Source organism: Stenotrophomonas sp. HMWF003, from assembly GCF_003061285.1.
Classification (GTDB): domain Bacteria; phylum Pseudomonadota; class Gammaproteobacteria; order Xanthomonadales; family Xanthomonadaceae; genus Stenotrophomonas; species Stenotrophomonas maltophilia_AP.
The window spans coordinates 1-1,005 of the sequence record NZ_QAIW01000205.1; the positions used below are offsets into that span (position 1 = coordinate 1).

Below are 1,005 nucleotides of genomic sequence, written 5' to 3' on the forward strand. Positions count from 1 at the left end.
CGCTCGGCCAGCCGCGCCTTGCCGTCCAGCGTGGCCATGTTGACCTCGCGGGTAAGCTCGTCGAAGAAGAACTGCGACAGCGGCGTGGCCTGCTTGAGGCGTTCGTCGAATGCGGCGCTGCCTTCCTTGCGCACGATGGTGTCGGGGTCTTCGCCGTCGGGCAGGAACAGGAAGAACGCCTGGCGGCCGTCCTTCATGCGCGGCAGCACCGATTCCAGCGCGCGCCAGCCGGCGCGGCGGCCAGCGGCGTCGCCGTCGAAGCAGAAGAACACATCCGGCGCATTGCGGAACAGCAGCTCGGCATGGTCCGGCGTGGTGGCCGTGCCCAGCGTGGCCACCGCCTGGGTCACCCCGTACTGGAACAGCGAGACCACGTCCATGTAGCCTTCAACCACGATCAGCCGTTCGATCTTCTGGTTGGCCTGGCGCACCTGCCACAGGCCGTACAGTTCGCGGCCCTTGTGGAACAGCGCGGTCTCGGGCGAGTTGAGGTACTTGGGGCCGTCGTCCTTCTCCATGACCCGGCCGCCGTAGGCGATCACGCGGCCGCGGCGGTCGAAGATCGGGAACATGATCCGGTCGCGGAACTTGTCGTAGACGTGGCCGCGGTCGTTCTTGGAGAACAATCCGGCGCGGTCGAGCAGCTTCATGCGCCGCTCGTCCTTGCCCAGGGCATCTTTCAGTGCGCTGTAGCCATCGGGCGCGTAGCCGATCGCGAACCGGGTGCGGTTCTCCTCGTCCACGCCGCGCTGGTCCAGGTAGGCGCGCGCCTTGTCGCTGCCCTCCAGCGATTTCTGGAAGAAGCGCGTGGCCGCGTCCAGCGCCGAGTACAGTTCGCGGCTGTCGTCCTGCTGCTGGGCAGTGCGCGGCTGGGTGTCGCGCGGCACTTCCATGCCCACGCGCTTGGCCAGCTCGTCGACCGCGTCGAGAAACTCGAGGCGGTCGTAATTCATCAGGAAGCTGATCGCGGTGCCATGCGCGCCACAGCCGAAGCAGTGATAGAAC

At 67.0% G+C, this 1,005-nt stretch carries 1 protein-coding gene; it reads right to left on the minus strand.

Annotated elements, in window-relative coordinates; all coding sequences use genetic code 11:
- Positions 1-1,005, minus strand: a 1,005-nt coding sequence (gene dnaG / locus DBR34_RS08350) for a DNA primase (protein ID WP_258223757.1), incomplete at both ends; no start/stop codon positions are given.